At 43.3% G+C, this 25,322-nt stretch carries 23 protein-coding genes; 6 read left to right on the top strand and 17 right to left on the bottom strand.

The features are described 5' to 3' along the window. Window positions 1-58: 58 nt before the first annotated feature. From AC1DSE_RS00820 to AC1DSE_RS00835, 4 genes are all read right to left on the bottom strand, one after another. Entirely contained in the window at window positions 59-1,042 is a 984-nt protein-coding gene (locus tag AC1DSE_RS00820; RefSeq protein WP_477510823.1) for a substrate-binding domain-containing protein, read from the bottom strand. Continuing rightward, window positions 1,035-2,792, bottom strand: coding sequence for a cache domain-containing sensor histidine kinase (locus tag AC1DSE_RS00825; RefSeq protein WP_477510824.1), 1,758 nt, complete (start codon window positions 2,790-2,792; stop codon window positions 1,035-1,037). The genes AC1DSE_RS00820 and AC1DSE_RS00825 overlap by 8 nt, the downstream gene beginning before the upstream one ends. Continuing rightward, window positions 2,789-4,441, bottom strand: a complete 1,653-nt coding sequence (locus AC1DSE_RS00830; RefSeq protein ID WP_477510825.1) for a response regulator — start codon at window positions 4,439-4,441, stop codon at window positions 2,789-2,791. Before AC1DSE_RS00830 ends, AC1DSE_RS00825 begins: the two co-directional genes overlap by 4 nt. 268 nt (window positions 4,442-4,709) lie before the next feature. Further along, window positions 4,710-5,300, bottom strand: a complete 591-nt coding sequence (locus AC1DSE_RS00835; protein ID WP_477510826.1) for a hypothetical protein — start codon at window positions 5,298-5,300, stop codon at window positions 4,710-4,712. A gap of 185 nt (window positions 5,301-5,485) precedes the next feature. Between AC1DSE_RS00835 and AC1DSE_RS00840 the strand changes: the two genes are divergently transcribed. Next, entirely contained in the window at window positions 5,486-5,875 is a 390-nt protein-coding gene (locus AC1DSE_RS00840) for an SET domain-containing protein (protein WP_054026376.1), read from the top strand. Window positions 5,876-5,978: 103 nt separating this feature from the next. On the opposite strand, the gene AC1DSE_RS00845 is transcribed toward AC1DSE_RS00840, so the two are convergent. From AC1DSE_RS00845 to AC1DSE_RS00865, 5 genes are all read right to left on the bottom strand, one after another. Further along, complete coding sequence (locus AC1DSE_RS00845) at window positions 5,979-6,722, bottom strand: SDR family oxidoreductase (RefSeq protein WP_477527321.1); 744 nt, start codon at window positions 6,720-6,722, stop codon at window positions 5,979-5,981. Window positions 6,723-6,881: 159 nt separating this feature from the next. Further along, window positions 6,882-7,490, bottom strand: a complete 609-nt coding sequence (locus AC1DSE_RS00850) for a TetR/AcrR family transcriptional regulator (protein WP_477510828.1) — start codon at window positions 7,488-7,490, stop codon at window positions 6,882-6,884. A gap of 306 nt (window positions 7,491-7,796) precedes the next feature. Further along, window positions 7,797-8,249, bottom strand: coding sequence for a hypothetical protein (locus AC1DSE_RS00855; protein WP_477510829.1), 453 nt, complete (start codon window positions 8,247-8,249; stop codon window positions 7,797-7,799). A 191-nt stretch (window positions 8,250-8,440) separates the two neighbouring features. After that, window positions 8,441-8,884 (bottom strand): OsmC family protein, encoded by a 444-nt coding sequence (locus tag AC1DSE_RS00860; RefSeq protein WP_076268773.1) that lies wholly within the window; start codon window positions 8,882-8,884, stop codon window positions 8,441-8,443. A gap of 136 nt (window positions 8,885-9,020) precedes the next feature. Beyond that, complete coding sequence (locus AC1DSE_RS00865; protein WP_477510830.1) at window positions 9,021-9,905, bottom strand: helix-turn-helix transcriptional regulator; 885 nt, start codon at window positions 9,903-9,905, stop codon at window positions 9,021-9,023. A gap of 357 nt (window positions 9,906-10,262) precedes the next feature. Here AC1DSE_RS00865 and AC1DSE_RS00870 point away from each other — a divergent pair, with 357 nt between their 5' ends. The 4 genes from AC1DSE_RS00870 (at window position 10,263) to AC1DSE_RS00885 (ending at window position 15,063) form a co-directional block, all read left to right on the top strand. Further along, a complete protein-coding gene (locus AC1DSE_RS00870) occupies window positions 10,263-11,417 on the top strand; it encodes a GNAT family N-acetyltransferase (RefSeq protein WP_477510831.1) in 1,155 nt (384 codons plus the stop codon). An 86-nt stretch (window positions 11,418-11,503) separates the two neighbouring features. After that, window positions 11,504-11,728, top strand: coding sequence for a hypothetical protein (locus AC1DSE_RS00875; RefSeq protein WP_339209498.1), 225 nt, complete (start codon window positions 11,504-11,506; stop codon window positions 11,726-11,728). Between the two features lie 591 nt (window positions 11,729-12,319). Further along, window positions 12,320-13,969 carry an AraC family transcriptional regulator gene (locus AC1DSE_RS00880; protein ID WP_477527322.1) on the top strand — a complete coding sequence of 550 codons (1,650 nt, stop codon included), beginning with the start codon at window positions 12,320-12,322 and terminating at the stop codon, window positions 13,967-13,969. An 86-nt stretch (window positions 13,970-14,055) separates the two neighbouring features. Beyond that, on the top strand, window positions 14,056-15,063 hold the full coding sequence (locus AC1DSE_RS00885; protein WP_477510833.1) for an ABC transporter substrate-binding protein: 1,008 nt from the start codon (window positions 14,056-14,058) through the stop codon (window positions 15,061-15,063). A 90-nt stretch (window positions 15,064-15,153) separates the two neighbouring features. Here the strand turns inward: AC1DSE_RS00885 and AC1DSE_RS00890 are convergent, their stop codons facing one another. The 5 genes from AC1DSE_RS00890 to AC1DSE_RS00910 are packed head-to-tail and all read right to left on the bottom strand — an operon-like array spanning window position 15,154 to window position 20,861. Beyond that, complete coding sequence (locus AC1DSE_RS00890; protein ID WP_477510857.1) at window positions 15,154-17,010, bottom strand: oligopeptide ABC transporter substrate-binding protein; 1,857 nt, start codon at window positions 17,008-17,010, stop codon at window positions 15,154-15,156. A gap of 15 nt (window positions 17,011-17,025) precedes the next feature. Then, entirely contained in the window at window positions 17,026-17,931 is a 906-nt protein-coding gene (locus AC1DSE_RS00895; protein WP_076268768.1) for an ABC transporter permease, read from the bottom strand. A gap of 26 nt (window positions 17,932-17,957) precedes the next feature. After that, window positions 17,958-18,920: an oligopeptide ABC transporter permease gene (gene opp4B / locus AC1DSE_RS00900; protein WP_475446149.1), complete on the bottom strand. Its 963-nt coding sequence runs from the start codon at window positions 18,918-18,920 to the stop codon at window positions 17,958-17,960. 5 nt (window positions 18,921-18,925) lie between these two features. Further along, window positions 18,926-19,861, bottom strand: coding sequence for an ABC transporter ATP-binding protein (locus AC1DSE_RS00905; protein WP_339206714.1), 936 nt, complete (start codon window positions 19,859-19,861; stop codon window positions 18,926-18,928). Next, on the bottom strand, window positions 19,848-20,861 hold the full coding sequence (locus AC1DSE_RS00910; RefSeq protein WP_441878676.1) for an ABC transporter ATP-binding protein: 1,014 nt from the start codon (window positions 20,859-20,861) through the stop codon (window positions 19,848-19,850). The genes AC1DSE_RS00905 and AC1DSE_RS00910 overlap by 14 nt, the downstream gene beginning before the upstream one ends. 562 nt (window positions 20,862-21,423) lie before the next feature. Here AC1DSE_RS00910 and AC1DSE_RS00915 point away from each other — a divergent pair. Then, window positions 21,424-22,503 carry an AI-2E family transporter gene (locus AC1DSE_RS00915; RefSeq protein ID WP_477527326.1) on the top strand — a complete coding sequence of 360 codons (1,080 nt, stop codon included), beginning with the start codon at window positions 21,424-21,426 and terminating at the stop codon, window positions 22,501-22,503. Between the two features lie 171 nt (window positions 22,504-22,674). Here the strand turns inward: AC1DSE_RS00915 and AC1DSE_RS00920 are convergent, their stop codons facing one another. The 3 genes from AC1DSE_RS00920 to AC1DSE_RS00930 form a co-directional block, all read right to left on the bottom strand. Further along, window positions 22,675-23,367, bottom strand: coding sequence for an ABC transporter permease (locus tag AC1DSE_RS00920; protein WP_441878678.1), 693 nt, complete (start codon window positions 23,365-23,367; stop codon window positions 22,675-22,677). Next, on the bottom strand, window positions 23,364-24,290 hold the full coding sequence (locus tag AC1DSE_RS00925) for an ATP-binding cassette domain-containing protein (RefSeq protein ID WP_441878680.1): 927 nt from the start codon (window positions 24,288-24,290) through the stop codon (window positions 23,364-23,366). The genes AC1DSE_RS00920 and AC1DSE_RS00925 overlap by 4 nt, the downstream gene beginning before the upstream one ends. Before the next feature lie 95 nt (window positions 24,291-24,385). Further along, window positions 24,386-25,321, bottom strand: a complete 936-nt coding sequence (locus tag AC1DSE_RS00930) for a sensor histidine kinase (protein ID WP_477510835.1) — start codon at window positions 25,319-25,321, stop codon at window positions 24,386-24,388. Window position 25,322 lies beyond the last annotated feature (1 nt).

The following is a 25,322-nucleotide window of genomic DNA, read 5'->3' on the forward strand; positions in this document are numbered from 1 at the left end:
ATGTAATATCCTCATCACTTTTATTAATATCCTCATCTATTTGCATATAAAATGAGCATTATTGCACAACAGGGAACAATAACTTCTGATTTTTAAGCCAAAACATATTCTCTTCCGTTATAAGCTCCATATTCATTTCAACCTTCTCGGGAACCGCTTGTCCATTTGCTGCTGCTAATGCATGCTTGACGCTAAGATAGCCCATGCTGAAGGGATTTTGTACGATTAATGTTTGCAGCTGATTTTCCTGAAGCAGCTCCAGCAGCTCCGGCGAGCTATCGAAGCCTACCAGCTTGATCTTATTGCCCGCTTGCCTACGTTTCAGTTCATACGCCGCTCCTATCGACGTTTCTGTGTTAAGTGTTAATATGCCGTCTACCTTTTGCTTATCTAAAATACTGCTGACGGTTTGCTCACATTCTCGGTACGCCTCCGAGCACAATTGACTGCCAACAAGGTGAAGTCCCTCATATTCGTTAACTGCATCACGGATTCCCCGCTCCCGCTGAATGCCATTAATACCACCCTTGCTATACGTTACAATCGCAACATCGCCGTTGCCTCCAAGCTGTCTGGCGATTTCCCGCAGCGCTTCTTTGCCAGCTAAGTAATTGTCCATTCCGACATAAGAAGCCGTCTCCCCCGAGGTTAGCAAGCTATCCATTGCGATAACTGGTATATTCCGCTTCGCAGCTTCCTCCAAAAAAGGCTGAAATGCCACATCATCATTTGCTCCGAGTACAATTGCATCTGGCCGAGTCTCCAGCGATTGCATAGCTGATTGCAGCTGCCCTTTGATATCCCCCTCATCTGCACCAGCAGAGACATGCAGAGTAATGCCAAATTCTTTGACGGCAGCTTGTGCGCCCATCGTCACATTTTTCCAGTAGTCGCCTTTGCTCGTCCGAAGAATAAGCTGAATCGTCTTCCCAGTCTGCTCCTGCTTCGGCACTTCTGGACCCGGGTAGAGAGCGGAATACAATAAAAGGACAGCTATGATGAAGAGCAGCAAGCTAATGACCTTGCCTTTGAGATTAACCATTATGCTTTTCCCCTCCTTCAGCTTGCTGCAGCGTAAGAGCAGGGAAACGAATCGTTACGGTTGTGCCTACTTCCTGCTCGCTCTCGAAATGCAAACCATAAGCTGGACCGAAGAACAGTCGAATTCTCTCCTGCACATTCATAACACCAACACCTGATCCCTTCGAGCTTATGACAGCACCTGTAAGAATTTTACCCAGTCTCTCCTCCGACATGCCAAGCCCATTATCAACGATTTTGATCACAATATCACTGCCTTCAAGCCTCATGGAAATAGCAATATGCCCCTTGTCAACGGAGGGCTCAATGCCATGCACGAGCGCGTTCTCAATTAGAGGCTGAACAATAAGCTTTAAGGTAGCAAGCGACAATGCCTCCTGCTGCAAATCAAAGGAATAGTCGAATTTATTTTTGAACCGCATGTGCTGGATAACCAAATAGTTTCGTGCATGCTCCATCTCATCCGCTAGCGTGATTAGGCTTTTCCCTTTGCCTATACTAATGCGAAACAGCTTAGACAGCGACGTAATCGTCGTAATCACTTCTTCATTTTTGTTCATGCCCACCATGCGTACGACCGTATTTAACGTATTGTATAAAAAATGTGGATTGATCTGCGCTTGCAGCGCTTCCAGCTCGTACTTTCGTTTGCTCTCCTGTTCCCTTACAATTCGTTCCATCAGCTGCTTGATCGTACCGATCATAATGTTGTACCGATCTGCAAGACGCTTGATCTCAAGCGGCCCTTCGCCGCTGGCGGCCAGGTTGAAGTCGCCCCGCTCTACGCTTTTCATCGAAAGCTCCAGTCGTTTGATCGGTCTTGAGATTCTCCGTGCGACTAAACTCGATAATAAAAATACGATTAGCGCTAGGCCGATAACAAGCTTGGACATCGATCGGTTTAATTGTCCGCTTGTCGTCATCACCTCATCCAAATAGGATACGCCTACTACCTTCCAGCCGACGTTGCCAATCGTTTGAACGCTTATCATTTTTGCCTCATCCGTAGAATCGTCAATAAAGCTGCCGTACGTATGCTTAAGCGCCAGCTCAACATTCTCTTCTTTCAGCTTCGCATAGATGAGCTCAAGCTGCGGATGATAAACAATGTTGCCCGCAGACTCGTCCAGCATGTACACATAACCCTTTTGCCCCAAGCTCACTCGTTCGGACAGCTCATCAATCGTATTGAAATTGACATCCATAAGCAAAACGCCATGAACCTGCTTGCCTTCATGCTGGACTGTGATGCTTTTGCTCATCGATACGACCCATCGGAACTGCTGCTTATACAAATTTTGAACATGCGGAAGCGATATGGATAAGTGACCTGCTGAATCGAGTGCGCTTCGAAACCAGCCTTCCTCCGTCACTTTCAGYGTTTCCTTCAGCTCAACATTCGGTAAATCGATAAGCAGCTGACCTTTATCATCGAATAAGGCGAGTGATACCGTGTCCGAACGCGTCGACATCATCGATTCCAGCTGGCGGCGCATCCCATCGGACTTCACATCGGCGCTTTGTCCGATTGAATGATGCATCATATTGAACAAGTCAGACGTGACCTCTATATAATTTTCAAGATTGTAGCTTACTTGATCGACAATTTGCTGTGAGTTGCGAAAGGCATTTTCCTGCGCGGTTGCAGAGAAACGACCATATAATACAACGCTGACAAGCAATATAATAAACACAGAAAATATCGTAATAGAAACGGTTAATATAAACTGTATGCTTTTGCGGTTTATCATTTTTCTTGTCCCAGTAAGCCGCTGCGATATTCTTTGGCAGACAATCCGGCATATTTCTTAAAGCTGAGGCTAAAATAATTTGGATCGGCAAATCCGATTTTCTCCGCTATCTCAAATGCTTTGAGCTCTGTCGTGCGAAGCAGCTCCTTCGCCTGTTCCATTCGAAGCTGCAGCAAATAAGCACCGAACGTCATTTTTAACTCTTTTTTAAACAAGCCGCTAAAATATCCTGCGCTGATATGCAGATGGGCACACACCTTCGCAATAGACAAATCACTATCGTGATAATGCTCTTTCGTATAGTGAATAGCATCCTCTACGATTTGTTTATAAGTATGCTGCCTGCGGCTGGCGATACGAACTCTCACCTTAGCACATAAATCTCCAAACCAAGCCTTCGTTTCCTGCATGCTGTTCAGCTTCTGGTATTGATTCAATATGCCCCATCCGCCTGCGAAAATGTCATCATTGTCACTCTCATAAGCTTTGGTCAGCTTGATAATCGCCGTTACCATCTCGAGCAAATAATGCTGGTACTCATGAACAGGAGCCTGGACGCGGGATATTTCATCAAACAGTCCATCAATTACTTCCTCCAGCTCTTTCTCGGTACCAAGCTTCACCGTTCGAACTAGATTTTGCTCCTTCCATTCGTCGAAGAGAAGCTTGTCATTCACACGACTTTCCATATCATCGATACAAATGATGAGGTTGTTGCCAAGAATCCGGCGATAATCTAGAGCAACCGTTGCAGCCTCATAGGCATACTTGAGATTTCCAACATCTTGTGTGAAGGTTCCAACGCCAATCATGACGGGAAAACGTAAAAACCTCTCGATACTTTGCAGTATTTCCTTTAACGCATCCTGTGTTTGCTCCATAACCACTTCCTTATTGGGTTCTGGGCTGACCGTGAACAGTACAACTTGATCTTGATGAATAAAAACTTTGCCAAGCTCATGTCTATTCCATATTTCAGCCGCGATATTGCACACGGAGAATAGCTTCAGATCCAAATCTGTTGACGAAGCAAGTGAATGTGAGGGTGGTTGAAGCTCAGCATCCTTCTGATGTTCAGAGTGATTAACTGCAATAATCGATACGATGTACCCTTCACCATCCAGCTCCATGCCGTATTTCGCTGCTTTTATAGAAATGTCCTTATAAGACTGTTTGCGAGTAATTAAAGAGGAAAGAAACTTCTCGCGCACGATAGGCAGACTGGTGCGGTAATGCTCCTCCAGAAGCTCAATATTGGTTCGCTTCTCACGTTCTTCATCCATGCGCTTCGCTACTTCCGCAATCGTGTCCGTTAGCTGCTTTGCCGAGAACGGTTTCAAAACATAAGCCTCTACCTGCAAATGTATGGCCTGCTTCGCGTATTCAAATTCATCATGACCCGATAAGATGACAATTCGTGTAATGGGATATACCTTTCTAGCCCATTCCGACAGCTCCAGACCGTTCATATATGGCATGCTAATATCTGTAATGAGCACATCAGGCTCCATTTTCTCAAAAATCTCCATCGCTTCCTTGCCGTTTCCTGCTGTTCTAACTTCTGAGAAACCGCAGCTCTTCCAATCAATCTCACTCATTAATCCTTCCGTAACTTCCGGCTCGTCATCAACGAGCAGCAGCTTGTACACATGTACCCCTCCAAAATTATTGCTTTTTGACGAAGCACCTGTTCAATCACCTCGTTTCGCCACTCCCCATTTAACCATAGATTTTATGAATGTAAATAAGAAATCAATGGATTAGGTTAGGGTATGTCTTACTCCTATCTTCTTATTCATGCAGGAAAATAACTTTCGAAGCCTATAAGAGCATGCAAAAAAACCGTAATTCTCTTAAAGAGCTTACGGCTTATTTTTTGCACATATACAACCTATAAATATAACATCCTTCAATCCTTTATTGACGACGTCGTGCTCGCACAACAACAATCCCAATGATCATAAAAAGGGCTAGCGCACCTATGATGATCTGCAGCTTTGTTGCTCCGCTTTCGTTAACATGCAAAACCTCGCCAGCGCTTAAGGGCAACGGTTTATAACCATTGCCTAGTACCTTCAACTCTTCTCCTGCAGCAGAAACCAGCTTCGTTAAATCACATATCCCTGTTTCAAGCTTTCCTGATCTGTCATTAGCAGACACGATATAGGTATCACCTGCATTAAATTTTTCATATCCGCAGCTTGCAGAGCTCATCGCTGTATATACAGCTGTCTGCTGCTTGAGTTTTCCTTTCCATACCGTTGCTACTTCAAAGTCTACTTGAACGAGATCAGCAGATGACATCGTTTTTTTCTTAGGAGGCTGTGTTACCTTGATTACTTTTCCAGTGAAAATGGCAGTCTTGCGTCCAAGCTCATCTTTTACCTGCGTCTCTGCAGACGGCGACATTGCACACGAGCATGCGAAAGCTGCTTTAGGGTTAACAATAAGTGCTGTACTTAACAGAATGACTCCACATAAAAGGTATATCAGAATTTTTTGGTTCATCATCATCACCTCATAACCTAGACGGGCTGAAAATGATAAATGTTCCCACAATAATGGATCGTTATGAAATAACGTTTACCGAAGCCGCTGGCTATTTACTCATTAAATTGATATATTACCTAAGGTGAGCGAGCTTAATGCAATGGCAACGAGCTCCTTAGACTAAAGAACCGTAGGTGACTAACATGATTGAGGTAAAGACTTCTAAGCTTAGCGATGGAGAATTTAATAGAGGAGTATTTGCGAAGGTTGATATTGCAAAAGGCGTACTGTTTCATGAAGCCCCGGTCATTCCTTTCCCGAATGAGGAGCATGAGCACATAGAGAAAACGATGCTTGCTGATTATGTGTTTGAGTATGGCGCTAATCACACTGCGATCCTGCTTGGATACGGCATGTTGTTCAACCATTCCTATACCCCAAATGCTTATCACGATCTTGATTTTGACAATCATGTCGTTAACTTCTTTACTTACTCAGACGTAAAAGCTGGCGAAGAGCTTCTTATCAACTACAACGTGGATAACGATGATCCGATGTGGTTTGATGAGAAAGTGAATGAGGACGAAAAATAGCAAGTGAGCTTTCCGCCCTTATTCTAAGCTTCACGGCGTAAATAAAGACGAGCCCGTTCCGCAGAAACTGCGATCGGACTCGTCTTTTTTGTTCACAACAAAATTATACAAAACCGCCATTCACTCGAATCGTCTGACCTGTCATCCACTGTGACTCGTCACTGGACAAAAACAGCACCACACTCGAAATATCCTCAGGTTCACCCAATCTTCCGAATGCATTCATATTGGCAATACCCGATATTTGTTCTTCYGATTTCCCTACCTTAAAGAGCTCCGTGTTAACAGGACCAGGTGCAATGGCATTAATGGTGATCCCCTTTGGACCAAGCTCCTTCGCTAGTTGGCGAGTGATCTGTTCAACTGCTCCTTTCGTCGCTGCATACACGCTATAAGTCGGGAACATCGCGCCAACAACCGAAGTCGAGAAATTGATAATTCTTCCGTTAGCGTTCATATGCAATGCTGCTTGCTGGCAAGCAAAAAATGTGCCCTTCACATTAATAGCGAACTGCTTATCGAAGTCTTCCTCCGTCATATTAGCAATCGGCTTCGTGATCATAATACCCGCGTTATTCACAARAATATCTATTTGTCCAAAAGCTTCTAACGTTTTGCTGAACATAGCCTCTACTTCCGCAACGATACTAATATCAGCTTGAATCGCTATAGCTTCACCACCTAAACGCTTAATGCCATTTACTACTTCTTCTGCTTTGCCCCGGCTACTCGTGAAGTTCACAACAACCTTTGCACCGTTACCCGCTAATTGCTCAGCAATCTCCCGACCTATTCCCCTTGAAGCTCCCGTTACCAATGCTACTTTCCCAGCTAAACGCTTCTCCAAAACTATTCCCTCCTTGGCATCTACATCATTATGCTCTGATTATATTCTCGCCACAGACAAATATCAAGTGACATATTTTATTATTTGTCATTTTATTTAAAGAAGATTTATCTATAAATAAAAAAGCCCCTCTGATTAAAATCATCATGGGGCTTCACATTATACGATTCCACTAAGCAGTAAATTCCATACGAATTTGAACTGTTCATCGATGTCTTCTGCCAACCATTCATTGGCATGTGCAGGATGATGAAATTTCGACGTTGCAAAAAATACGGCCTTCGCTAAGTTCTCGGCTTGTCCAGACTTGAATTCGTTTGAACGTATTCCTTCATCTATGATTTGCGTGATCTGCCCTATCAAGCGGTTCACATGATCGGTGATCATATCAACCGCATTTACAGTGACAGCCGCGTACATCGCAAACATCTCTGAATCATTGGCTGCATAATTCCGTTTGCTGCGGATGAGCGTCTCCATCCATAAACGCAAGCGCTCTGAAGAGCTGCCGCCGGTTTGATTGGCTATCGCTTCTAAAGGCAATGCGATGCATCTCTCCAGCCAGCGCCCCGTTACCGCTTCTCGCAATGCAGCTTTACTTGCAAAGTGGCGATACAACGTACCATGGCTTACTTGCAGCACCTTAGCTACATCCACAACCGAGCTTTTATCGGGCCCATAACGTCTAAGCACCTGTTCAGCTGCATCTAAAATCGTTTCCTTGTTCAACGGAAGATCATTTGTCATATTGGGCAGTGAGCGATTCATCCACTTCAGACAGCTGGATGATCCATTAGCTCAGCACTGTCCCCCTCTCGGTGATTTTAGCCTACTATATCAAATCAAGAGTGTAATGACAATATCGTTATTTTGTTAATCGTTTTTATGCTGTTAAAATAAAAGCCAATTTAATTCGCAARCAAACATGATATATAATATTTAAGATCTTAACGTATGCTTGCATCATAATGAATTTGTAATAATAAAGCCGAATGTCCTCCAGTAAGAGGCATTCGGCTTTATATGCGCTTATGACTTAAAGGTAAAGCCCGCCTTTTTATGAAAAAAAGAGAGCTATTGACCAATAAAGGTTGCAGAGCCGTTATCACCTGTAAAAGGAGGTGCGCCAGGCGTTGTTACATAACAAATAATCATTTTGTAGGACTTACCATTGGATATGTTCTGGTTAAAGGTAAGCACAAAGCTTTGGTTTTGACTGTCTGCCGCAGCTATCGATACTTTACTCGCTGTTAATGAATTGCTTGGATTCACTTGATCATTTTTGCCAAGGGTTGCGATGCCTGTTGGCGTAACATCCGTTGTACTCTGAATCCAATAATTTGTTGGCGTTATGCCTTTTGTTTTATCAACTGGCTGGTCGTAATTGATGAGCAGTTGATTAGGAGATGTTTGTTTCACCTCGCGCAGCATTGGTATGGTCTGCTCCCTAGCACTTGCTGCCTGAGGAGCAACAATCGCCAGAGCAAAAATACTGATCAACACGAGCCTTGTCATAAACTTACTCATTTTGTTCCTCCCTATTCAATAAGTGAAGTATTTGTTACCTTTAAGGATAATGCCCTTACGAGTTATCATTTATCCGTTAAATAGGAAATTAATGTATTCCCAAAAAAAAGACTAGGCCCCCCTCATAAAGGGGAAACCTAGCCTGCTTTTTCTTTATGTATGAACATTTAATGATAGCGAACAGATTAAAATTAATGATCAATAACGATGCTTTCTAGTTTCACGTTAACCGGATGTGCGATGGTGTCGCCAACTGGACATTTGCTCTCTAGAAACTTCACGAATTCCTCAACCTTTTCTTTTGGTGAATCGGTTTTGATATGGAAGGTATAGCGAATATCCGAGTAACCAGGACGCACATCCGATTTATTGAAAAATCCATCAAGATCGATGTCGCCTTCTACCTCTACTCTGAAGTCATCCAGTTTAACATCAAACTTTGGAGCGTAAACTCTAGCAACAATCGATTGGCAAGCTCCTAATGAAGCGAGCAGCGCTTCAACAGGATTCATCCCCGTATCTGTCCCGCCCAAGCTTTTGGGCTCATCGATCGTGAGCTCGAAATGTCTAGACTTCGTTAAAACCTTTACGCCCTCTTGTAATTGAGCAGTTGCTTTAAACGTTTGAACAGCCATTTTGTAGTCTCCTCTAGTTCATTGGTTTTTTTGTAGACCATTTACAAAAAACCAAGTTATTTACTAGGTATTATATGTTCATTCTAAATTTATGTCAATCCTTGGAATCGCAGCCATACAGCTTATCTACTCTTTATTATTCCTCGAATGAAAGATTAGACGGCCCATCCAGCAGCTCGCTTTCCATCTCAAGATTAGTTGTTGGCACGCTAAGATCAACCTCTTCGAACTTGAAGCTATCCACCCATACATGCCCTTTACCCATAAGCAGTACACCAATGGATATGGTCGCGCTGTTATCAGGAACATCCAATACGATAGCGTAATGATTCCAGCCCGTATCGCCAATAATTTTTCTATTATTCATATTATCAAACTGCAAAATATCCTGAGCGTTGTTGTCCACCCTCATCCACAAGCCGCAATATTCCTGTACCCCGCTTGTCCTTACAAAACCTGTGAATCTCATTCTGCGACCGACAAACTTCTCAGCTTTAAATTGCTGCATCATCGTACCAAATTGACCCGGATCCTCTGCACTAAGCGCCTTCAAATACCCCGATGCATTTCCTTGATGAACAATGCTGCGGTCAACTCCCATTTCATAGTTTTGAGGCTGGCTTCCCGTCAGGAACCAGTCTTTCACAGGTGAAGCTTGATCCATATAATCTCCTCCTAAAGTAGAATACGTATGTGGTGCAAACATTTTACGGTAACGGCCTGGCGGCATGCTGTACATCTTCTTGAATGCTCTTGTAAATGCTTCCTGGCTTTCAAAATAGCAGTTCAACGAAATCGTAATGATCGTTTCATCCGTGTTTAGTAGCAGTCTAGATGCATAACAAAGTCGGCGGCTTCTCAAATAATCCGCTATGTTTATGCCTACTTCCTTTCGGAATAAACGGTGAAAATGGTATGGAGAAAAACCAGCGTGTTCAGCTATTTGTTCAAGTGTCAGTTCATCCTGAAGGTTATCCTCCATGTACTGGATACTTTTTTGAATGATGTTGTGAGTAATCAAWGGTGCGCCTCCTTTGACTCTAGAATAGCAGAAGGAAGAGGGCTGTTTTTGATATTTTTTGCTAAGTTGTCATTGCTGCAAGCTTAATTCTCTATTTTAGTAAAAATCATTTTTGGTTAAATTACACTTGTGTGAAATCAGTAAAGTTTAAGTATAAATAAACAGCACCTTGCCGTGCCTATTTCCACTAAGCATAATGAATTTAGACATGGTATCAACAGCACCTAGAGTATGACCTCTACTACGTTAAAAGGAGTGATGATGTTTGAATAAGAACAATCAAATCAAAAAGCATGTGAGAGGTTTACATTTATAATTAAATAAACCTCTCACATACTTCTGGGAGGAAATAAGTTAATGTATATTTCGAAAGCGATAGGAACGGAACTTGCCAGCGAAAACTTCTCTAAAGCAGCAGCACTTTTTGGAGCTTTGAAGCACCATTTATCGATTCAAGGTGTCATTGAAGGTGTTTTGCACGGCAGAGTTTTCTTGTCCATTGACAGCGCGTCAGCAGTATTAACAAGTCCTCAAGGTATATTTTTAGGCGGGAGCCCGGAAAATCATTTATTTTTTGAAGAAGTTAACAAGCTGTTTAAAGAAGAGCTTTTGCCGAAGCTTGCAGCGATCGGACGGCTGGATTATGTGCTCTTCTATCCCTCGGATGAGAAATGGGAAAACATGCTCAGTCTCGTGATGAAGGATCTGCTGCCTCTGCGAAGCGGCCGTATGACGTTTACTCACGATCTGGACGGAATAGAGACTAAGCTTGCTGATCATATTTTTCCGGTAGATAGCAGCTTTCTTAAAAGAGAAGATTTAATAGGGCTCGATGGCGTCATCAGTGAAATTCAAGGTGGCTGGGCCTCCATTGAAGCTTATGAGGATAGAGGTTTTGGATGCGCTGCAATTCAAGACACGGATGAAGGACCCGCCATCATCAGCTGGTGCCTGGCCGATTGGGTAGTCGGGGATGAATGTGAGCTTGGCATTCAAACAGATGAACAATATCGAGGCAACGGATGGGCTCGAAAAACAGCGTTAGGTGCACTGTCACTTGCGAAGCAACGAGGCATGACAAGAGTAGGCTGGCAATGCTGGTCAAGCAATATAGGCTCGCAACAAACCGCTATAGCTGCTGGGTTTAAGCTGCTTATTGATTTCCCCGTTTTGTTCGGATGGAATCTGCCTTTAAACAATCTCCTCGTTAACGGGAACCATTATCTGCGTGGAGATACGAGATATGGCGTGGAACGAGACTATGCACGTGCAGCATGGAGCTACGCACAAGCTCTTGATCAAGGCTGGGATTGGAACGGAGATGCCGCGCTGTATTGGAATGCCGCTTGCTTGTTTTATTTGACCGGAGAGCAGGATCGTGCCCTACATTATTACAAAAGCGCGGTGGAAAAAGGTTGGCAGGGCATTCATAAGCCCCATTATCATGATTATGTCTATAGAGAAGCGGACAGTGAGCAGATGGCTCTTATTTTCGCTGAAGCATGTAAGTAATAGAGGTTGACCTCTGTTGACCTCTGTTACCCTCCGCCAATGTCTAACATACAATGCATGGTGGAGGTGATTCTTTTATGCTTCAAATGTCATGGTATTCGAAGGCTTTAGGATTAGTCGGCCAGCCAGTCGGCGTCTCTTTAATGAACGGACAAGGTGTAACAGGCGTTTTATGCAGCATTACCGGCGGTAATTTAGTGCTGCAGGAATACTTGTATCAGAGTCAATTTGCGACGAAGCAATATCCCCTTAATACGATTCAAGATGTTAATTCTTTTCCAGGCTGCAGCACGCCCGGTCCTTTATTCTAATACCAATTCACAGATCACCAAGAGCACGGGGCGTTTTAAAAGTCATATTGCGATTTTTTGAGCACTACTTATAACTTATTTTCTTCGAGAAAAAGGACCTCAAGCTCCACTATACAGTGGAATTAGGGGTCCTTTCATTTGAAAACGAGGATGTTCCCCTGTCATGCGAAGACTTTTGCGGCAGCGCCTGCAGCAGCTTCATCTAAGCACAGAAATGCACTTATTTATCCAAATCTTTTTCAATTCTGCTCAATTAGAGGTATTTGTACACCTATTTGTATCATTTCAATCTTGTTTATTAAAAACAGGTGCACTTTTGCACTTGTTTACTCTCCACTATCGGTTCACGCACATTACAATCATACAACATGCATCGCAGATGCTGGATATGGTGGAAAAGAGAATTACGCTAAAAATAGCAGTACAGGAATAGCTCTCCTGTACTGCTATTTTTCATATATTTACCAATACTTCCGTTCAACGCGAGCTATTCCTCCGCGAACTTGATCCTTATGGGACAGCCCCTTTTCTGTATGATGAGCGCTATCCATTGTAATTGAGAACAATTATCATTTATAATGATAGAAGTCGATGGATTTATCATCATCCAGAAAGAGTGAACTGCCTATGTCCCCTGCTTGTGAAGAAATGTCCCTTTCCTCCCATTTATTTTATATGCCTGTCCAAGTAACTAGAATAGATAATGAAACGGTGGCAGACCGCTTCTTTGAAGAAGCGACACCATTTTCCCGTATTCTCATCGTATCGAGCGGTACAGCTGAGCTTTCTATTAACGATCAGCTGTATGAGATAGCGCGTGGAAGCGTCGTGTTATGTGATGCCTATCAGCGATTAAAATGGAAGGCATCTCCCTCGCTGCGCGGTATCCAGATTGCTTACCGCTGCTTGACTGCAGAGGGCTCCGAGCATCGCGGGCTCAATCACGCTGAACCGCTGCATCGCTGTCCTGTCGGAATCCTTAGACTAGCCGGCGAGCTGGAAACGGTGTGGAGAGAGCCCCAATTAAGTGAACCGCTTCAATCTCAACAGTTGTTTATTGAGCTGCTTGTAGAGTTGTTCAAAGAACGTAATGCTTTGCAGCAGCCATCCAACTACTGGCTGGAACATGCCATTCAATATATGGAGACGCATTATAATAAGGATCTGACGCGGGAGCAAATGGCTGAACAAGCTCATGTAAGCCAAGAGCATTTCTCACGTACATTCCGCAAAAATACGGGACGCACCTTCAATGCCTATCTGACCTTGCTGAGAATTCGCAGCGCGCAGCGGCGTATCCTTGTCGGAGCTCCTGATCTGAATACTCTCGCACTAGAAGTCGGCTATAAGGAAGGCTTTTATTTAAGCCGTAAATTCAAAGAAGCTGTCGGGCTTTCCCCCACCGCTTATCAACGCAAGCACAAACGGATTGCCGCATTGAATCTAAATCATACTGCTAGCCTAATGGCGCTCGGCGTTATCCCAGAGCTTGGCGTCTATACAACCTGGTTGGAGCATTCCAATAACAAGTTGATTGTAAACACCAGTCAGAAGTTAAATACATACGGCCAAACTCCCTCCACCTATTATGAAGCGATCGCTGCTGCAAGGCCTGATGTCATTATTAGCTACAATACGGCGGAAGAGAATAAGGACCTGCTTCCGCTCGCGCCAGTGGTGGAACTCCCTTTTATGACGATGAACTGGCGCGAACAGTTCCTTATGATTGCTGACATTGTAGATAAACGTCAGACAGCTGAAGCGTGGCTCGCCTATTATGATCAGTTGATCATTAGAAGCAATCATAGGCTGGATCGCCAGCTTGGCTATCGCGGTACCGCCGTTGTATGGGAGATTGATTCGAACAAAGCTTATTGCTGCAGCAGCAGTCATGGCAGAGGCAGTCAAATTCTTTATGATGATCTCGGATTTCAGCCTCCCTCCGAATTGCTGGAACAAGGCTTTTTCGCTCGTGGATATGTGGAAGCAGATATCGAAACCATTGCATCTTATCCGGCCGACCATATTTTCATTACTTCATTGCCTTCTTGCCAGCGTGATCTGATTCAAATGGATCGTTTATTTCACTCCCCTCGCTGGCTTGCGCTGAAAGCTGTCCAGAATAAGCAGGTATACCTGCTTAATGAGCCAGATATGTTTTGCGGATACGACCCGATCTCTACGCAAGCGCAGCTTCGAGAGCTGCTTCGTGCGATGACCTCACGTCACAAATCTGCATGACTACACATCATTTTAGTCCATAGTCATTTTCAAGATTACACGGTAAAGTGTTACTGAGAATGATTATCGTTTTAAATAAGGGGGATATGACATTGTTTTCTTTTCAACAGAAGTTTTACAGCAGCCGTCGTTTCATTTTTGCCGTTTCATTACTATTGTTAGCGGTTCTCGTTTCCGCTTGTGGAACAGAAAAAGCTCCAACCAACACTGGAGCACCATCAAGCGGCACCGAAGAGACCACACCCGAAACGGCCGTGCCGGAAGCTGCGAAATTCAAGACGGTCTCCACGGTTAAAGGCGACATCGAAATTCCGGTTCATCCGAAGCGGATTGTAGCCGAAGAATACTTGGGCAGCCTGATTGCTCTTGATGTTATTCCGGCAGGATCTCCGGGTGTTACGATAGAAAACTACTATTTCAAAGAAGCGCTGGCAGGCGTTGCAGATACAGGAATTTATGGAGAGCCATCCGCTGAAAACATAATCAGCCTCTCCCCCGATCTCATCATTACAGCCAACGGAGACAGCTACGAGCAGCTCCGTAAAATTGCACCAACGATTGTTATCCCATACGGAGAATTAAAAAATGTTCACGCTGAGTTGACCTATTTCGGAGATTTATTCGGAAAAGAAGATGTAGCTAAGTCATGGCTGGCCGAATATGACCGACGCATTGCAGAAGCCAAAGCTAAGGTAGATAAAGCTATTCCTGAGGGTGCAACCTTCTCCATCATGGAGTACAGCGATAAAACGACTTGGGTTTATGGAGACAACTTCGGTCGCGGCGGCCAACCCATCTATCAATCATTAGGCCGTAAACCTCCTGTCGATGTTGCCGATGAAATCATGAAGAAGCAGTGGGCTGAAATTTCATCGGAAATGCTGTCCAAGTATGCAGGCGATTATATTATTTTGACATCCAATGACCGTACAATAGAATATTTTCAAAACGACCCGATCTGGGGCAATCTTCCGGCTGTAAAAAATGGCCACATCTACATATGGCCTGAAGAGAGATCATGGTATTATGACCCCATCGCTGTTCTAGCTCAATCTGAAGAGCTGACAGAGTGGCTCGTTAATCAAGGGAAATAATAAAAAGCCTTCAAAACCACTAGCAGCGTGGCTTTGAAGGCTCTTTTAACTATAATAAGTTCTACTTATTCTAAAATAATAACCACCGCTTTACTTCGCTACAACCGGTTTATCTTGAGATACTGCAAGTTGATGCAGATAAATGCCCGTTCCATCTCCAATGGCGTAATTGAGTATCCGTTTGTTAACTGGAACGATAACGGCGCGATATAACGTAGGGAATACAGGAATATCCTTCACCATCAGTTCCTGCCACTGCTTATAGATATCTTGACGTACCTTTACGTCAAAGGCCGCTTCTGAAATACCGTCTTTAAGCAGTTTATCCTGCTCGTCACTAGCATAACGCGGGAAGTTGTAAATCGCATCGCGCCCGTATAAGCCAGCCGGATCGACGTCTATTCCTACGCCCCAAGCTCCTTGATACACATCTACTGTTGGATCATCTTTTCCTGTGCTGCCTACACGATCATAGAACGTGTTAAACTCCACCATTTCCAGCTTTACGTTCAAGCCAATCGCTTGCCATGACTGTACATAATATTGAGCAAGCGGCTGTGCAATATCTCCGCCTGTCATGGAAATAAAGTTAATAGCTAATTCGCTGCCATCTGGATTTGTACGGAATTTGCCATTCATTTTGTAGCCGGCATCATCCAAAATCTTGTTAGCCAAATCTTTATCAAAGGCAAGGCCTTTATTAGTAGCATCATGGTACTCTGGGTGAGAAGGCGGAATAAGTGTCGTCGCATTCCAGCGCAGGCCGTGATAGAATTGCTTGCCGACCTGATCGTTATCGACCGCATGCCACATCGCTTTCCGCAGGTTTACATCGCCCATTTTCGATTTTGGATCAGGAACGACTTTGCCAGCCTCAGCATCCCACTTGCCTAGTTTAAAGCCAATATACGTATATGCACGGTCAATTGCACCTAAGTATTCAAGATTTGATAGACTCGCATTATCTGGATATTGATCCGCCGGGAAGGAATCAACGAGATCGACGCCGCCAGTTTTCAATTGTTGTACGACGGTTGTTTGATTAATTACTTTCAATACAACCTCATCTAGTGCAGGCTCACCGCGCCAGTAATCTGTATTTTTCTCAAAAACAACAGATTCCCCAGGAACGATGCTTTTTACTTTAAATGGCCCGAAGCCGATTGGTTTCTCACGAACCTCTGGAGAAGCCGAAATTTTAGCTACATCCATATTGCCGAATATGTGCTTCGCTAATGGATAATTCCATACACCACCGGTCAAAAGGGAAGGAGATGATTGAATATACGTAATTTTAAGCTTTTTCTCGCCTAAAACTTCAATTCCTGAGATCGTTTTTGCTTTTCCTTCATGGAATTCCGTCATCCCTACGATATTAGTGAAATTCGAATCATACCGTGGACCGTCATATTTGGGGTTGCCGATGACTTCATGAGCGAATAACCAATCCTCTGCAGTTACTGGCTTGCCGTCATGCCAGTTTACATTATCGCGAATCGTAAGCGTAAATGTTTTGCCATCCTCAGACACTTCATACGTTGCTGCCCCATCATTCGTATATACATAGCTTTTATCCCAAGTAAGCAGCCCTTCATCAAACCAGTTTAGTACTTGTGAATCCGGATCACCGGAATAAAAGTTCCAGTTCAGCGTCCCTTCAAATGGTGTATCTGATACAAGGCCAAATGTAATGGAACCACCCTTTATGGCTTCGCCCTCATTTTTCTTCACATTGCTGAAATCCTCAATGGAATAAAGACCATCGTCTGGAGCAGGCTTCTCGGTTTCCGCAGGAGCGGCACTCTCCGTGGGCTTCGCCGCACCATCAGTCGGGCTCGGCGTGTCTACACTCCCGTTATTAGATGAACAAGCTGCAAGAAAGACTAGCAATGCCACCATAAGCGGTAAAAATAAAGACCTTGAAAACATCGTGTTCTTCTTCACCATCATTCTCCTCCTTTATTATCCTTTTCTTTGTCTTGCATCTGTCGCACGCTTTAGCGCTTGACCGACATTGTTTATACTCAACATCAGTACCAAAATCAGTATCGATGCAGGTAACCATATCCACCATCTAAGCTCGAGCGTTTGCGGGTCTCTAGCATAGCTGACTAACGTGCCTAAGCTGGGCATGCTCTCTGGAAACCCGAAGCCAAGAAACGATAGTCCAGACTCTAAACCGATATTTGCCGCCAAGTTCAAAGTCATCGTTACAATTATGATGGAGCTTAAATTCGGCAATACCTGGACCATCATGATTTTAAAATTGGAGGAGCCTAATGTTTTGGATGCCTGAACATAATCAAGCTCCTTCTCCTGCAGCGCTTTTGAACGAATTAATCTTGCAATCCCCATCCACAAAAAAGCGGTCATAATAAGCGAGAAAGACCAAATATTATATTTGGGTACGGCTGTAACAAACGCAATCACGATCATCAAGGTCGGCAGGATCATAAAAAAGTCAACAAATCTCATAAAGATGTTATCAACCGTACCGCCGAAATAACCAGAAATGAGTCCAACACATACGCCAATTACTCCTGTAAATGCAGTAACAATAATAGCAATCGTTAATGAATTTCGAGTCCCAATAATTAATTGCCCAAAAACATCGCGGCCTCCATAATCCGTACCTAACAAATGCTCGGATGACGGCGGCTTTTTCAGTGCGAATAAATCAACCGATACAATTTGCTCCTGATTCAGAACAAGAGAGATCCCATACACAGAAAGAATAACTACGCTCAAAAAAATTAATGATACGAATGCGACTTTGTCTCGTACGATTTCCCGCCAAATAATATTCAAGCTTGACGGGCTTTTATCCGGCACCTGGAGCGCGGTTATGGGAATGTTCGTCTTTCTCATTTCTTTCACCTCAACATCTCGAGTTCTTATTTAATTCGAATACGAGGATCAACGATACTCAAAACAATGTCAGAGATTAATGCCCCGACAATAGAGGCCACTCCATACAATAAAACAAGCGCAGTAACGACGCTGAAATCCCGCAGAGCGATAGAGCTTAAGAATAGTTGACCCATTCCTGGATAACTGAAGATACCCTCTATGAACACCGTGCCTCCGATGAGTCCAGTAATTTCATAACCAAAAAAAGCTGCGATCGGCAATAACGAATTTCTTAAAATATGGCGATTATAAACGCGGGATTCTGAGGCGCCTTTCGCTCTTGCTGTGATAATGAAATCCTTTTGCTTCGTATCAATGATTTCGCTTCGAAGATATTGAACCGTCGACACGGTTGCGATAAGAGCCATCGAAATGGCTGGGAGCAGCAAATGATAAAATTTGCTCATAACATATTGAAGAGTACTTGGTTCCAGTCCTGGAGCGACGCTTCCTCCCGTTGGAAACCAACCAAAATGAAAGCCGAACACCCATAACATCAATAAAGCGAAAATAAATAGTGGGGCTGCAAATCCAATATAGGTATAGCCTGTAATCAATCGATCTCCCCATGTGTCGTTATAGCGGCCGCTTGTAATCCCAAGCGGTATTGCTATCAAGTAAGTAAGGATTAGAGTGACGATGGATAACCAAACGGTATTCATCATGCGCTGGCCAATCAAATCAGACACTGGCATTTTGAAACGAAACGACTGTCCGAAGTCACCTTGCACAGCTTTCGTAATCCAGTCCCAATACTGCACATACCACGGATTGTTAAGGCCCAGCCTCTCACGCTGTGCATCCATTGCAGCTGGATCTATACTCGGATCGATCATTCCAGTCAATGCGTCCCCCGGCATAGCCTTCGCTATTAGAAAGACGAGGATGCTTAACAATATAATTTGAGGGATCATAATGACTATTCTTCGTGAAACTGTGCGCCACATCGTCCTCACCCTCTCCCAGGCAAAGCCACGAAATGTGTTTCTGAAACGGGTTTTAACGGATAGGCCAAACCATCCTCGTCAAAATAGTTTTCATAGGCTTGTTCATATTCCGCCTTTACCGCTTTGCGAAACGAGTGTTTTTCCTCTCGTTTCGTTGGATCAATGTCAGGAATAGCCGAGATAAGACGCTTCGTGTAAATATGCTGAGGCTGATTGAATATATCAGCTGTCGTTCCTCGTTCAACGTAACGGCCTTTGTACATAATGCCAATATGATCGCACATATGCCTTATAATGCCGAGATCATGACTAATGAGCAGATAAGTAAGATTTAGCTCTTTCTGAATATCCTGCATGAAGTTTAGTACCTGCGCTTGAACGGATACGTCCAGCGCTGACACGGGTTCATCGGCTATAATCAGCTTTGGTTTTAAAGCGATGGCTCTCGCAATCCCGATTCGCTGCCGCTGGCCTCCTGAAAATTCATGAGGATATTTATAAATCGATTCTGGGCTCAAGCCCACTTGCTCCAGTAATTGTTGTACACTGCGCTTCTCTTCGCCAGCAGACTGCTTCTCAAAATTTCGCAGCGGCTCAGCGATAATATCAAGCACGCGTTTCTTAGGATTCAAGGAGGAATAGGGATCTTGGAAGATCATTTGAATATCTCTGCGGAAGCCTGCATGGCTTCGAAGTCCGCCAGCAGCAAGCTGCTGACCTTGGAAGAGAACACTTCCTGATGTAATTGCATTTAAGCCTATGATGGCCCTGCCTGTCGTGGTCTTGCCAGAGCCAGACTCGCCTACTAGTCCATAGGTCTGACCCTGCTCCAAGGAGAATTGTATACCGTCTACCGCTTTGATCGGTGGACCCTTTTTACTGAAAAGACTCCCGCGATTCGGAAAATGTACCTTTAGATCGCTGATCTCAAGAAATGACATGTTGATGATCCTCCTTCTCGTCAGGGAAGTGAAAATGCTTGTAGCAGCTGCATCTGACGAAATGGCCCGGAGAAATCTCATGCATTTCCGGGTTCGCTTCATGTGCAGCCTCAGCAATCCAAGGCGTCCTCGATCGAAAACGGCAGCCCTGCCTCGGGAGGTTCTGAAGAGATGGCACAATTCCCTGAATAACATGGAGCTTAGACTTTGCTTCATTCACAGTTGGTATCGATTGCAATAATGATCTGGTATAGGGATGCTGTGCTTTAGCAATGATTGTGTAGATATCGGCAATTTCAACAATTTGTCCGGCATACATAACAGCGACTCGGTCAGCCATCTCGGCCACAACGCCCAAGTCATGCGTGATTAATACAATGCCAGCCTTGCTTTCATCCTTCAATCGCCGCAGCAATTCAAGAATTTGCAATTGTATCGTTACATCCAGTGCTGTAGTCGGTTCATCTGCAATTAATAGCTTAGGATCATTGGCAATCGCGATGGCAATAATGACACGCTGCCTCATCCCGCCGGACAATTCATGGGGGTAACGCCCGTATGTATGCTCTGGGCGAGGAATACCCACTTTAGTTAAAAGCTCGATCGCCCTGTCCGCTCTTTCCTTACTAGAGAGTTTGGGCTGGTGCAGGAGAATAACTTCTTCAATCTGAGTACCGATAATCATAAGGGGATTTAATGCGGATAATGGGTCTTGGAAGATCATGCCTATTTCTTTCCCTCTCAGCTTATTTAGCGTGGAGGGTGACATCTGGACAATGTCCTGTCCTTGGTAATAAATATTTCCTTCTATCTTTGCTCTCGTATGGAGGCCCATGATGGAATAGGCCAGCGCACTCTTGCCGGAGCCCGATTCCCCCACTATGGCAAGAACCTCATTTTCTTTTACCGTTAGCGTCACATCATCCACTGCTGCGTAATAACGATCCGCAATTCGAAAAGAAGTCGTCAAATTTTCAATTTTCAGCAGCTCTTTTTTCAATAGAATCCTCCTAACGTAGTGATTCTAAACTTGCAATATTCATAATTTTCCGAATTTTCAAACCATAGATTTATCATATCTAATATAAGCATAAAACAATTTAACTGCAACTATAATTTATAGCATATTCAATATATATATTCTTGTTTTTGGATTTCATTACTCTAATGGATCATATACTAATGTCTATAGTAAACGCTGTCAAGCTTTAATGTGATGTATTACATTTCGGTGATAGTTATTTGTTAGGTTTATACTGTTATATAATTACATTTAATAAAATATGTATTTTCTTTTTGTAAATATAATCTCCGTTTTACTCATTACTACAATCATTACTTTAAAAATATTTATGAAATTTTYAGCAAACGAAACTCTGATAAACTATTTTTCAATATTAGTTTACGAGTTAGATTCCTCACTGTTTTTATGCAATAATATGTACATAATCTTTTAAAATGAAACAGAAACAGAAAAGATTTCCCTTAGTCTAAACGAATTTATTAATGGCGATAATAATATTCGATACTAAAAACAATTCATAGCAGATGGAGTGAGCGCCCTGATTTCTTTAAACCGATTTATTAAAATTTGTTTCGCTGTAATTTTAGTTCTTGCCATTATTTATTTAGCATCACTTGTCGATTTTATTTTCAAGCCCTTCGTTTCTTTGTTCAGTATTGTTATGATTCCGTTGATGCTCGCCTCTTTTTTCTATTATCTACTACGCCCGCTTGTAAACTGGATGGAGCGACCTAAATTAAAGAGACCTTGGGTCATTCTCATTATTTATTTAGCAGCTGCTGTGCTGTTTAGTTTATTTATCGTTGGCGTATTTCCTTCGCTTCGCACTCAGTTTTTCAATTTAGTAAATAATGCGCCTAATCTTTTCAATACGTTAGGCAAGCAGCTGCAAGATCTGGAACAGAACGGGTTTTTAGCAGACATTTTACCTGAAGATGTAAGTCCTTTTTCAAAAATAACCGAATACCTGAATAAAGGATTTTCATTGTTGACTAACTATTTAACGGGGATGTTTTCTTTTATCTCTAATTTCGCACTCATTTTGTTCACCTTCCCTATTCTTCTTTTTTACATGTTGAAGGAAGGGGATAAATTCGGCCAGAAAATCGTCAGCTTCATGCCTAAGAGGTACCATGCTGAAGGTGAAAAAACGATGYAGGAGATTGATACGGCTCTAAGCGGATTCATTGTGGGGAGAGTTGTTGTAAATCTGGCGCTCGGTGTTCTGATGTATATCGGCTTCCTTATCATCGGTTTGCCTTATGCTCTTTTATTGACTGTCGTTGCTGTTATTATGAATTTTATTCCTTTTATAGGTGCCATACTGTCTGCTGTACCGATCGTCATTATTGGTTTAATTGAATCGCCAACTGTTGCGATTTGGTCATTAGTGGTCATTCTACTCTCACAACAAATACAGGATAATATTATTTCACCTTATATTTTCGGAAAACAGCTCGATATTCACCCTATCACAACTATTCTATTGGTGCTGGTGGGCAGTGACGCTTTTGGAATCATAGGCGTAATCATTATTATACCGGTATATATGATGCTGAAAATCGTTGTTACCAAGGTATATCAGCTGTTCTTCAAACAGAAATGGGAAGACGCGTAAGTATTAAGCTTTACAAGCAAAAGGGGATCACATCGATGTGGTCCCCTTTTGCTTACCCGTAGCCATTGTGATTTCTGTTTTTGCCAAAATCGTATTGCCGTCATCCACCACCAATCTCGATTCTAGTTTATTCACCCTCAAATATTCTATGATAATTAATAGATTTTGGTGTTACAAAACATCCCTATTCTCGATATGCCGAACCGTTGACCAGGCGATCGCTACGCCAAATACTGCTAAAGCAAGCGGAATGTAAATGATGGTTGCCAGTGAGAAGACAGGATTGCTCGAACTCGTCAGCATGACGATTAGGAGTGAAGAGAGAATAGTTGCAGGCACCGAATGCTTGCGCATGCCGAAATAAAGCGGCACTAAACTTGCTCCTGCTGCTGCAAAAGCAAAACTTACGATGCTTGCTAGCTGCGCAGCATAATCCATCGGTACAGGCGCTTCCTCTATAATATGAAAAAAATGATTTATGCCAATAAGCATGGACAATGTGAAAATATGCGAGATGACGATTGCAACAAAAGTAAGGATAGCTACAATCGCCAGCTTGGAAGCAAACAGCTTTTTGCGACTAACCGGGTACATAAACATAACTAGAATTGTTTTTTTCTTATACTCATCAATGATTAACTTGCTAATTAGAACGGCAGCCATGACGATAAACGTCGATCTAACCATAGCGCCAGCTATAATATACAGCTCTCCAATATTTGCGATCTCATTTTTTACTTCTACACCCTCAAAGTAACCGATCATGAACATTAGCGTAACAATCAAGACATTCGCTATGATCGCTGCCTTCACATACCAGCCTAATCCCATTTTCGCTATTTCCAGCTTCATAAGTTTAATCACGAATGCTTCACCTCGTCCCCTTGAATCAAATCGAGGAAATACTGCTCCAAAGAAGTGTACTTCTTGTTCAGCGACTCGATATTCACATCATTTAGTGCAAGCGACTTTGAAATCGTCGTCTGCATCGCTCCCGATTCAAAGATGCGAATCATATTGTCATTGATAATTTTAAAATTAGTGAGCTGGAGCTCGTTGGCTAGCACAGCGCACGCCTTTGTCCGATCCGGCGTTATGAGCTCGATATATTCTGAGTTCTGGCCCCTTACATCTGCCATCGACACCTGTTTAATGAGCCTGCCGCCGCTGATCACGCCAATCGTATTGGCCATTTGCTCTATTTCACTGAGCAAATGGCTCGATATGAGAATAGTAACTCCATAATCTGTACTTAGCATTTGAAGCAGATTACGAATTTCTTTAATGCCGGCAGGATCAAGCCCATTAATCGGCTCGTCCAATATGAGCAATTCAGGTCTGTTCATAATCGCTCTAGCGATCGCCAGTCTTTGCTTCATCCCGAGCGAGAAGTTTTTGACCGCTTTATCATCCACGTTTCGCAGGGCAACCATGCCGAGCACCTCTCCGATAACCTTGTCATCATGGCAGCCCATGTACTCGTTATGCAGCTGCAGGTTTTGTTTGGCAGTCAGCTTGTCATAAAAAACCGGCATTTCAATGATGCTTCCCATTCTTTTAAATACATCATACGTGTTAGGCCTAAGCGGCTCATTAAACAATTCGATTTGCCCCGCAGTCGGCTTAATCAAATTCGTGAGCATTTTCATAACGGTCGTTTTCCCTGCGCCATTTGGGCCAAGGAAGCCGTATATTTCGCCCTTCCGCACGCTCATGCTTACATTGCTTACGACTTCTTTGCCCTCAAATGCTTTCGTCAGGCCGCTCGTTCTCAAAATATAATCCACTCGTTCTCTCCTTCTTTCCATGTTGTAACTAGTTCTCAGTTTATCGAACACCCTTATCTTATTTGTTGCTTATTTCTAACAAAAATCTTAAGTTGCTAATAGGTCATGCGTTTGAGCTTAACCGTGAACGTCGTTTTCTCAAACGGGATGCTATGCAATGTAATCTCGCCATTCATTTCCTCCACGAGTCTTTTCGTAATCGTTAAGCCCAATCCACTTCCCTGGAAAGCCTTGTTTCTAGACTCCTCCAGCGTAAACATCCTTTCAAAAACAAGCTCTTGATTTCGAGCGCTAATCCCTTTGCCGCAATCCGAAACGTCAATCCTAACATACGAATCGTCAACGCTCATAGCAAGCCCAATTCTCTTCCCATCGCTGCCGTAACGAATGGCATTGGACAATAAATTGCTGAGCACCCGCTCCAGCGCTTCCTCGTTTCCTAAAGCATAGATCGCTTCTTCTGGAATTTGAATATCTGCTTCATAGCCGCTTGCCTGCACCAAATCGTAAAAGGACAAAATGCTTTTTTTGCATAGCTCGTTCATATGTATTCGCGATAGCGTGATGTCGTTGTCACCCGCTTCTAATCTAGCTAGATCGAAAAAACCGTTCATCAGCTTAATGATCTCCAGCGTTTTTCCATGAATCAGCCGCAGAAGACGTTCTCTTTCTTCAGATGCCATCTCGCGGGTGCCTTGTATCATCTCGGCATAGCCGAGCACGACGGTTAGCGGTGTTTTTAGATCATGCGAGAAGTTAGCAAGCATTTTCCTCATGGAATGATTCGTTTTAGTAAACTGCGCCAGCTTATTTTGATTATCTGTGAAGAGGCGGTTTAACTCGACCAGCAGAAGTTTCAATTCGCGATCATCTGTCATGAGAAGCAGCGTTTCCGAAGATTGCTGCTCTAGCTGTCTGCTGATTTGGTTTGCAATATACCGTAAGTCGGAGCTTCTAGCGCGCTTCATTTGATACTGAATGACATTTAAAATGGCGAGTATGACAATGATACCTACTAAACTATAAACCATA

This window comes from Paenibacillus sp. 01L418 (assembly GCF_056400045.1).

Excerpts from the sequence above, each read along its gene's own strand:
- AC1DSE_RS00835 (WP_477510826.1), bottom strand. The coding sequence starts at position 5,300 with ATGAACCAAAAAATTCTGATATACCTTTTATGTGGAGTCATTCTGTTA.
- opp4B (WP_475446149.1), bottom strand. The coding sequence starts at position 18,920 with ATGTGGCGCACAGTTTCACGAAGAATAGTCATTATGATCCCTCAAATT.
- AC1DSE_RS00875 (WP_339209498.1), top strand. The coding sequence starts at position 11,504 with ATGTCATGGTATTCGAAGGCTTTAGGATTAGTCGGCCAGCCAGTCGGC.
- AC1DSE_RS00895 (WP_076268768.1), bottom strand. The coding sequence starts at position 17,931 with ATGAGAAAGACGAACATTCCCATAACCGCGCTCCAGGTGCCGGATAAA.
- AC1DSE_RS00820 (WP_477510823.1), bottom strand. The coding sequence starts at position 1,042 with ATGGTTAATCTCAAAGGCAAGGTCATTAGCTTGCTGCTCTTCATCATA.
- AC1DSE_RS00905 (WP_339206714.1), bottom strand. The coding sequence starts at position 19,861 with ATGTCATTTCTTGAGATCAGCGATCTAAAGGTACATTTTCCGAATCGC.
- AC1DSE_RS00840 (WP_054026376.1), top strand. The coding sequence starts at position 5,486 with ATGATTGAGGTAAAGACTTCTAAGCTTAGCGATGGAGAATTTAATAGA.
- AC1DSE_RS00930 (WP_477510835.1), bottom strand. The coding sequence starts at position 25,321 with ATGGTTTATAGTTTAGTAGGTATCATTGTCATACTCGCCATTTTAAAT.
- AC1DSE_RS00855 (WP_477510829.1), bottom strand. The coding sequence starts at position 8,249 with ATGAGTAAGTTTATGACAAGGCTCGTGTTGATCAGTATTTTTGCTCTG.
- AC1DSE_RS00890 (WP_477510857.1), bottom strand. The coding sequence starts at position 17,010 with ATGGTGAAGAAGAACACGATGTTTTCAAGGTCTTTATTTTTACCGCTT.
- AC1DSE_RS00880 (WP_477527322.1), top strand. The coding sequence starts at position 12,320 with ATGGATTTATCATCATCCAGAAAGAGTGAACTGCCTATGTCCCCTGCT.
- AC1DSE_RS00885 (WP_477510833.1), top strand. The coding sequence starts at position 14,056 with ATGACATTGTTTTCTTTTCAACAGAAGTTTTACAGCAGCCGTCGTTTC.
- AC1DSE_RS00850 (WP_477510828.1), bottom strand. The coding sequence starts at position 7,490 with ATGAATCGCTCACTGCCCAATATGACAAATGATCTTCCGTTGAACAAG.
- AC1DSE_RS00860 (WP_076268773.1), bottom strand. The coding sequence starts at position 8,884 with ATGGCTGTTCAAACGTTTAAAGCAACTGCTCAATTACAAGAGGGCGTA.
- AC1DSE_RS00870 (WP_477510831.1), top strand. The coding sequence starts at position 10,263 with ATGTATATTTCGAAAGCGATAGGAACGGAACTTGCCAGCGAAAACTTC.